At 33.6% G+C, this 9,090-nt stretch carries 5 protein-coding genes; 3 read left to right on the forward strand and 2 right to left on the reverse strand.

What is annotated here, in order from left to right; genetic code table 11:
* Positions 1-31: 31 nt before the first annotated feature.
* Entirely contained in the window at positions 32-589 is a 558-nt protein-coding gene (locus ACP6PK_RS08700; protein ID WP_426559273.1) for a hypothetical protein, read from the reverse strand.
* Between the two features lie 359 nt (positions 590-948).
* Positions 949-1,524 (reverse strand): bifunctional adenosylcobinamide kinase/adenosylcobinamide-phosphate guanylyltransferase, encoded by a 576-nt coding sequence (gene cobU / locus ACP6PK_RS08705; protein ID WP_094672982.1) that lies wholly within the window; start codon positions 1,522-1,524, stop codon positions 949-951.
* A gap of 342 nt (positions 1,525-1,866) precedes the next feature.
* On the opposite strand from cobU, the gene ACP6PK_RS08710 reads away from it, so the two are divergent.
* The 3 genes from ACP6PK_RS08710 (at position 1,867) to ACP6PK_RS08720 (ending at position 8,924) form a co-directional block, all read left to right on the forward strand.
* On the forward strand, positions 1,867-2,796 hold the full coding sequence (locus ACP6PK_RS08710) for a glycosyltransferase family 2 protein (protein WP_426559274.1): 930 nt from the start codon (positions 1,867-1,869) through the stop codon (positions 2,794-2,796).
* 427 nt (positions 2,797-3,223) lie between these two features.
* Positions 3,224-4,174 (forward strand): glycosyltransferase family 2 protein, encoded by a 951-nt coding sequence (locus ACP6PK_RS08715; protein WP_094672978.1) that lies wholly within the window; start codon positions 3,224-3,226, stop codon positions 4,172-4,174.
* 1,519 nt (positions 4,175-5,693) lie between these two features.
* Positions 5,694-8,924 (forward strand): type ISP restriction/modification enzyme, encoded by a 3,231-nt coding sequence (locus ACP6PK_RS08720; RefSeq protein ID WP_426559275.1) that lies wholly within the window; start codon positions 5,694-5,696, stop codon positions 8,922-8,924.
* Positions 8,925-9,090: the final 166 nt, after the last annotated feature.

A 9,090-nucleotide genomic window follows, 5' to 3' on the forward strand; every position in this document is an offset into this window, starting at 1 on the left:
AGGAGAATTGTGTGGAAGATAAACAACTTTCTCAAGATGCTTTAAAACCCTCATTTTCAGAATTGTGATGATGAGTATCAATGTTATCTTTCTGATTGACACTTAATAATCGCTCACAAATACTTAGCAGATGTGATTTACTACAAATAGGCGATCGTGGCAATGGTGTTTCAGTATCAGGCCAGCTAGGTATATCAAAACATGGACAGCATTCAGGAGGCATCCCTTTTACATGAAATGGGATAGGCATTAAACAACGGGCGCAAGGACTAATATCCCACTCTGGAGATAATAATTCTTTAATTGTTTGATCTGTTCCTTCTAAATAACAATCTCCTGATTCAACAGATAAAATTTTTTGCCAGCATTCTTCAAATTCTTCACTGTAGCGATCGCCTGAAATTACAACTTGAGGTCTTATAGCTTCCTGACCATTTCTAATTAATACTTTTTTGCCTAACTGAAACCAATAGGCAATGTATTTTCTGACTTGACTACGGGATGCCATAACTTTTAAAATCTGATTATTTTCTACTTTAATATAGAGATATTTACCACAAGTTATACCAATTATCCAAAATAATATCACAAATTATTTCACATAGTCAGTATGAAATAATTACCGAAAATTATTGTTAGTTAAATTTTTCTGCCAAATCAATCCTCCTTTTTGACTTTTGACTTTCGTACAACGGTATTAATGTCTTAAATATCTGATTTAATTGTAACTTTCCTGATTAAAACTGGAGTTCAAACCCAACCATTCATTCCTTGAGAATTAATTAAGAATTAAAATTTTAGGCGTTGCTGAAACACGGTATAAAATTCCTAATAATGTTAAGTTTGGAGCCAAAACAAGAGTGTAAATCATACCTATCTCTCCCTACTTACGTTAGGGAAAAAACTCCTTTCTACCTCCTGACTCCTGACTCCTATAAGATCATACATTTATTCACTAACGCCAAAATTTAAAGGTACACCTAAAGCACTGAGATGCAAAACATGACCTCCAGTAATCAGATAAACAGACTCAGAAATAACTCCCACTCTACGAATAAGATTACCAAGGCGATCGCGAAATAACCGTCCAATAGGAAAGGAAGGAACAACTCCCCAACCTGTTTCCTCAGCAACTAAAATTACATCACCCTTAGCTGTTAATAGGCTTTCAATTACTGCTTCTAAAGTTTCATTCCAAACTTCTTCATCTTGTTCCAAAATATTAGCTAACCAAGTACCTAAAGAATCTACCAAAATACAATAATCTTCATCAGAATAAGCAGCCAAAGTTTCTGATAGTTTGATAGGTATTTCTAAAGTTATCCAGTTAGAGGGGCGACGATTTTTATGTTGTTCAATTCGAGCTTGCCACTCTAAATCACTAGAATTAATTTGAGAGGTAGCTATATATATTACTTTTTTTCCAGAATTAGTGGCTAAACTTTCTGCCCACTCACTTTTGCCAGAGCGAGCAGGGCCAGTTACTAAGATTAATTTATTAGAAGTGACTTGAGGAGAATTCATAGGAATAGAACTAAATAGGGCTTGCTAATTAAATATCACGCCCATTGACTGATAAAGGTTTAAGCAATTTTAGGTCTAGAAAAAGTACCAGCTTTTTGGTTGATCAAGCAGAAATTGTGAGCATTTTGGGTGGATTATGGCAGAAAAATCACTCTTACTATTCTTCCTCCTGCCTCCTCTATAATTCCCATTCCTCCTGACTCCTACCCTCACCCATAAGACTTTTTCAGCAAACCCTAAATATTCAAGGTAAACTGAAAAATGAAGGATAATAAATTATGGAACAGCAAATTAGGTCAATATCCTTAGAAACATCAAAGTCAAAAAAAATTATAACTAATTATGGCCTTAATTTCTGCCATTATCTGTACTCATAATCGGGACACTTACTTAGGATCTGCAATAGATAGCCTGTTAGCACAGGATTTTCCTGGTAGCTTTGAAGTAGTAGTAGTCGATAATGCTTCAAAAGATCGTACCCGTGAAGTAGTAGAAGCAAGACTTGCCAACCCTAAACTTAAATATGTATACGAACCAGTCACAGGATTATCTGTAGCTAGAAATACAGGAGCAAAAACAGCCAGTGCTGAAATTTTAGCTTATCTTGATGATGATGCTGTTGCTAGTTCCCAATGGTTAAGGGTACTAAACGAAGCCTATGAAAGTAACAACAAACTAGCTATTGCTGGGGGCAAAGTTACCTTGATTTGGCCAGAAGGAATCAGTCACCCTAAGTGGCTCTCTCTAGAATTATCAGGAAATTTAGGTTACTATGACCTTGGTGATTCTGTTGTATATATTGACCAACCAGGTTTGACTCCAAGAGGTTTGAACTATTCAATTCACCGGAAATTTCTGGAAAAAATTGGTGGTTTTGACACTAACTTGGGTCGAGTTGGTAAAAAATTATTATCAAATGAAGAATTGCATACCACAGAATTAGCAATAAAGCAAGGTTGGCAAGTAGCCTATCTACCAGAAGCATTAGTCGCTCATAATGTAGCGCCAGAAAGGGTAAAACCTTCCTGGTTTATTGAACGAGGTTGGTGGCAAGGTATTAGTGAATGTTACCGAGAACAACTAGCTGGTAAAGCAGGTTTCGGCCAACTATCGCGGGGGGGTGAGAGAATGATTAGAGGTATGTATAAGTCTCTAAAAAATATCACAGACCCGGCGAAGCGTTTTGATAATTTTGTCTATGCTTATGGTCAAATAGGCTATTTAGGTGCAGCAATTCAGGGCATGATCGAGGGTAAGGTTCATAATGGATAATGAATAATGGATAATGAATAATTGATAATTGATAATTGATAATTATGGCTGGCTGAATAAAAGTATAATCAATACCAGATAAGGCTTATAGTTTTTTTTCTTCTGAAAAAGTACAATGTTTTTTGCTCTTGTAGTCTGAAAATGCTAAAATCTTTCCCCTGACAAGGCTGAAAATTTGGCCGTAGCAGATAGTCTAAACTGTTGCGTGTTGCCTGTTCCCTGTTGCCTATCATCACTATCAGACTTTTTCAGCAAACCCTAATTAATCCCCAGAGGTTTCAAGTCTATCCTTTGAAGAAGAAAAAGTGCTAGGAAATTTCCCTACTTGATTCAATCCTCTTGGTTTTAACCAGAGGTAATTATTCATTATTAATTGACTTCTGACTTGCGCGTAGCGCTAAAATTCCCATTTATAAATTCTTTAACTATGACATCATCTAAGATTCCAGTATCAGTTCTAATTCCTGCTAAGAACGAACAGCAAAATTTACCTGCTTGTCTAGAAAGTGTAGCTAGAGCAGATGAAATATTTGTTGTAGATTCTCAAAGTAGCGATCGCTCCGCCGAAATAGTTGAGAGTTATGGAGCAAATCTAGTACAGTTCTATTTCAATGGTACTTGGCCGAAAAAGAAAAATTGGTCTTTGGACAATTTACAATTTCGGAATGACTGGGTATTAATTGTTGATTGTGATGAACGTATTATCCCAGAACTTTGGGATGAAATTGCTATAGCTATTCAAGATCCAAATTATAATGGTTATTATCTTAACCGTAGAGTATTTTTTCTAGGAAAATGGATTCGTCATGGTGGGAAATATCCTGATTGGAACCTCAGATTATTTAAACATAAAGAAGGTCGCTACGAAAACTTGAAAACTGAAGGTGTTCGGAATACTGGAGATAATGAGGTACATGAACACGTTGTTTTAACTGGCAATGTCGGATATCTGAAAAATGATATGCTTCACGAAGATTTTCGCGATTTATTTCACTGGATCGAGAGACACAACCGTTATTCTAATTGGGAAGCGCGGGTACATTATAACTTATTAACTGGTCAGGGTGATAGTGGAACTATTGGTGCTAGTTTATTTGGAGATGCTGTACAAAGGAAGCGTTTTCTCAAGAAAATATGGGTAAGGTTGCCATTTAAACCTTTCCTGAGATTTATTTTGTTCTACTTTATTCAACTAGGATTTTTAGATGGTAAAGCAGGATATATTTATGGTAGGTTATTGAGTCAATATGAGTATCAAATTGGTGTTAAGCTTTATGAGCTTAAAGATTGTGGTGGTCAGTTGAATGTTACTGAAAAGAAAGCACAAACTACTAATCCTCAACCAGTTGCTCAGGTAGATTCAGCTAGTAGTAGTTAAAAGAACTCTTTCATTAATTGATAATTGATAATTGATAATTGATAATGGATAATGGATAATTACCTCTGGTTAAAACCATCGGATTGACCAATAAGGAAAAAATTTATTTTTTTTCCCCTTGAAAGGGAAGGTTAATCATCCTGAATTATTTAATTAATAATTATTAATTATTAATTATCCGGTAAGGGTTTTGGAGACCAAACCCCCTAATTTTATGGCAGTATTCAAGGTCTTGCATTATTTTTGGCAATTGGTATTACTCTTTTATTTTTCCTTGCCTGAAAAATCAGAAAATCAAGTTATTTTCGGCTAGAAAATCAGACTAGAATATTGATGAAAATATAGCTAGTATTCTGTAGGGGTTGGGAAAGTCAACCCCTACTTTTGGTGTGGCATTATTTTGGCGAATTAATATGACTTCTTGATTTTTCCTGACCTAATTTTCTCTGGCTGACAAAATCAAAAAATCAAGTGATTTTTGACTAGAGAATAAGATGAGAATATTGATGAAAATATAGCTAGTATTCTGTGAGGATTTGGAGACAAAACCTCTACTGTTATCGTAGCATTATTCTAGGTCTAGGATTATTTTTGGTAATTGGTAAGTGCTTATGCAAAATTAATTACACTACACATTTTATTCTACATCTCCAATCTTCTCCATAAATTATCAATTCTTTCTCCCTATTCCCAGTTAAGTGTTCCCTGTTCCCTCTCTCAACTAGGAAACTTATTTTGCACGACTATTTATTATACTAATATTAACAAACAATGTTACAAATAATCAGGTTGATTAAAAAGGGATATTCAAGCTAATAAATGATATTTAAGATATTTATTCTGACGACTGATACCAATTACCATGCATTAATGCTATACTTCAGCTTGAGTTCAGAAGTTAAATAGTTAGCAAGATTCAAAGTCTTTTTTTTGACAATTATTAGTCAGTTAGTATAGGTTTTTCCTACTTTTAACGAATCCCCCAACCTCCCACACTTCCCACACTTCCCCACCGAATCATATATAGCATTCTTTTTGAGAAATGGTATGACTCCTCAATAGTAACCTAAATATAGCAATCATTCCTGATTGATGAGATATTTCAGAATGATTAATATCAATCAAAATCCTTCCATATTTTGACTCCTGAATTCTGTTTGCGGAGAATGAACTAGGAAATTATGACTCCTAACTACCACTAAAATCTCACAACTGAAATATGATTGCTATATTTGTAACCAAAATTGATAAAACTGGTATTATTTATTTATTCTGCTTTACCTAATTTTATCTTGCCTGAAAAATCAGAAAATCAAGTTATTTTCGACTATCAAATCAGAATATAGTTTTGACTAAAGTAAAGTATAGCTAACATTTTTTAGGGGGTTTGGTTTCCAGAACCCCTACTTTTGCTATGGTAGTCTCCTATGTTTAATATTTTGTTGATAAATGCTCTGTTATAATTTTTACTCTATTATAATATCCTTGAAATATTTGCCAAAAATACAGATTGATATTGATGCAATTTAATTACTATTTACAAGAATTAGAAAAGAATCTAGAAAAGGGTAGTGAACGTACTCATTATCCTGTTTTGAAAAATCTGATTGAGAGTGCAATGTTGGGAATTAATGCCAATATTGAAGAAACTGGAAATCAAGCTGGGATTCCAGATTTTACGGTTAGGAAAAATAATAATTTACTTGGTTATATTGAAGCTAAAAAAATTGGTGAAAGTTTAGAAAAAATTAAATCAACTGACCAGTTAAAACGATATTTAGAATCTGCTGTCGGTGAAAATTTGATTTTAACTAATTACTTAGATTTTCGTTGGTATCAAGAGGGTAAGTTAAAACTTGAGACGAGTCTAGGGAAAGTAAAAAATCAAAGCATCATTCCTAGTGATAATTTAGAAAAAACTGCTGAATTAATCCAATCATTTTTAGACTATCAAGAGAAAGTTATTAATAACTATAATGATTTGGCGCAACAAATGGCTGCTCAAACTAAAGTTATTCGTTATAGTTTGTCAGAAGCATTAAAAATTGAAAATGAAATGGGAGAGTTAACTGCACTTAAGCAAGTTTTCCAAGAATTGTTATTTCCAGATTTGGATAATAATAGTTTTGCTGATATGTATGCTCAAACTATTACTTATGGATTATTTACTGCTAGAGTCGGTCATGCTCAAAATCCGGGTAGTTCAAATTTTAATCGTCAAACTGCAAGTATTTATATTAGTGATAAGATTCCTTTTTTACAGGGTTTGTTTAGTACGGTTATTGCCACAGATATTGTTAGTAAAATTAATTGGGCGATTGAAATATTGATAGAAGTTTTGGCTAAAGTTGATATTGGAAATATTCTGGAAAACTTTGGTCGGGAAACTAGAAGGGAAGACCCGGTTGTTCATTTTTATGAAACCTTTTTAGCTGCTTATGAAGTGTCTTTGAGAAAAAGTCGTGGAGTTTATTATACTCCTGAACCTGTGGTGTCTTTTATTGTCAAAGCAGTTAATCATATTTTAGATAAATATTTTGATTTAGAATATGGTTTTGGTAGTCGAAAAGTAACAATTTTAGACCCTGCTACGGGTACTGGTACTTTTTTATATCGAACGATTAAACAAATCTATTTTAACTTTGAAAAATATGGTGCAAATCGTTGGAATGAGCTATTAAGAGATTCACAAGTTTTACAGCGGTTATATGGTTTTGAATTATTGATGACTCCTTACGCGATCGCTCATTTAAAGTTGGGGTTATTATTGGAGACTTTGGGTTATCGTTTTGAGGAGAAGGAAAGGTTAAATATTTTCTTGACTAATGCTTTGGATGAGGGGATAAAAAAGTCTAGTTTATTATTTGGTGAATATATTTCTGAAGAAGCTAATCAAGCAGCAAAGGTTAAGGAGGAAAAACCAATTTTTGTGGTGTTAGGAAATCCTCCTTATTCTGTCAGTTCGCAAAATGTTAGTAAGCGGAAAAGACGACTGGAGGAAGATACTAAATATTTGGCAGATGTTAAATATAATGGTTCGACTTGGGAGAAGGTTTATAAAATAGGCAAAGCAGGAAAAGAGATAACAGAATTAACTTATATTGGTGAACTTTTGGAAAGATATAAAGGTAGGGTTCGGTTGGAGGGAGAAAAGAATATTCAACCTCTTGATGATGACTATATTAAGTTTATTCGTTTTGCTCACCATCAAATAGAAAAAACTGGGCATGGGGTAATAGGTTTGATTACTAATCATTCTTATATTAATGGTTTAATTCATCGGGGAATGAGAGAGGAGTTAATGAAATATTTTGATAGTCTCTATATTATGGATTTACATGGTAATTCTTTGTTAAAAGAAACGACACCGGATGGAGAGGTTGATGAAAATGTTTTTGACATTCAACAAGGTGTGGCAATTTTAATTGCGGTTAGGGAAAAAAGTGAACCTGATGCTTTTTCAGTGGTTTATAAAAAGAGAGATAGGGTGAAGTTACCTGCTGATGTTTTTTATTTTGATTTATGGGGAAAAAGGGAGGGTAAATATCAGTTTTTAGAGGATGTAAATTTTCAGGATGTTGACTGGATAAAGTTAAAACCTTCTCAACCTAATTTCTTTTTTTCGCCTAAAAATTTTGATTTGAGTGAAGAATATAATGAAGGGTGGAGTGTCATAGATATTTTCCCTGTTAATTCTACAGGATTTACAACTCATAGAGATAATTTTGTTATAGATTTTGATAGAGATAAACTTCTTAAGCGAATCCAGGATTTTCGAGATTTAAGCATAACTGATGAACAACTATCTAATAGATATGATCTTAAAGATACTCCTAACTGGAAAATTTCAGCTCAAAGAAAATTGCTAGCTAATAACCTAAATTGGCAGACTGACTTAACAACTTGTTTATATCGTCCTTTCGATAAAAGATTCTATTACAATAATCAATATTTAGTTGATAGACCTAGAGATGAAGTGATGGTAAATTTACAATCAGAAAATCTAGCGTTAATTTTATGTCGTCAACAAAAAGAGGTAGGATTTAGACATTGTTTAGTTACTGAAAATATAGGGGATGGAAACTGTATTTCAATTCATTCAAGAGAAAGAAGTTATTATTTCCCCCTCTACATCTACCCAGATACAGAAAGCGGACAAACAAATTTATTTGTGGAAAAAAAAGCTAACTTATCCTCAAAATTTTTAACTGCCATCCAAGAAAAATTAGGATATATCCCCACACCAGAAAATATCTTTTATTACGCTTATGCCATATTTCATTCTCCTACTTATCGAGAAAGATATGCTGAATTTTTGCAGATAGATTTTCCTCGCCTTCCCCTCACCAGCAATAATCAATTATTCCAAGAATTAACAACGAAAGGGGAAGCATTAGTTAATCTACATTTACTCAAAAATTTACCAGTTTTCCAACCGGAAGAAAAAATAACTATTGATTATATAGGGGATGGAAAAAATCTAGTCAAAGAAATTAGATATGATTCGACAAACGAAAAAATCTGGATTAACAAAAATTGTTATTTCACAGGAGTCAGTCAAAAAGTATGGGAATTTAAAATCGGTAGCTACCAAGTTTTAGATAAATGGCTTAAAGACAGAAAAAAAGCTAACCGGGAATTATCCGATGAAGAGATAGATCGCTATCAAAAAATCATTGTTGCTCTGAGAGAAACCAGAAAAATAATGACACAAATAGATAAAATTCTGCCGAGCTTTCCTCTCGGATAGTCTGACAGAAAAACTGAGGATGAAAAATTTCTTTATCTATATATAGTTGTCATCCCATCTACCTAGAGATGCGGTAGAAAAATTTGCCAAAATTCTCTCAATTTTCCCTAGCGGGACTTTAGCAAATTTCAAGCCCAAACAAATCCCAAACTCTCTTTATGAGCGG

This window comes from Dapis hubbardiae BLCC-M172, assembly GCF_050016015.1.
Taxonomy (GTDB): domain Bacteria; phylum Cyanobacteriota; class Cyanobacteriia; order Cyanobacteriales; family Microcoleaceae; genus Trichodesmium.

Excerpts from the sequence above, each read along its gene's own strand:
- ACP6PK_RS08710 (WP_426559274.1), top strand. The coding sequence starts at position 1,867 with ATGGCCTTAATTTCTGCCATTATCTGTACTCATAATCGGGACACTTAC.
- ACP6PK_RS08715 (WP_094672978.1), top strand. The coding sequence starts at position 3,224 with ATGACATCATCTAAGATTCCAGTATCAGTTCTAATTCCTGCTAAGAAC.
- ACP6PK_RS08720 (WP_426559275.1), top strand. The coding sequence starts at position 5,694 with ATGCAATTTAATTACTATTTACAAGAATTAGAAAAGAATCTAGAAAAG.
- cobU (WP_094672982.1), bottom strand. The coding sequence starts at position 1,524 with ATGAATTCTCCTCAAGTCACTTCTAATAAATTAATCTTAGTAACTGGC.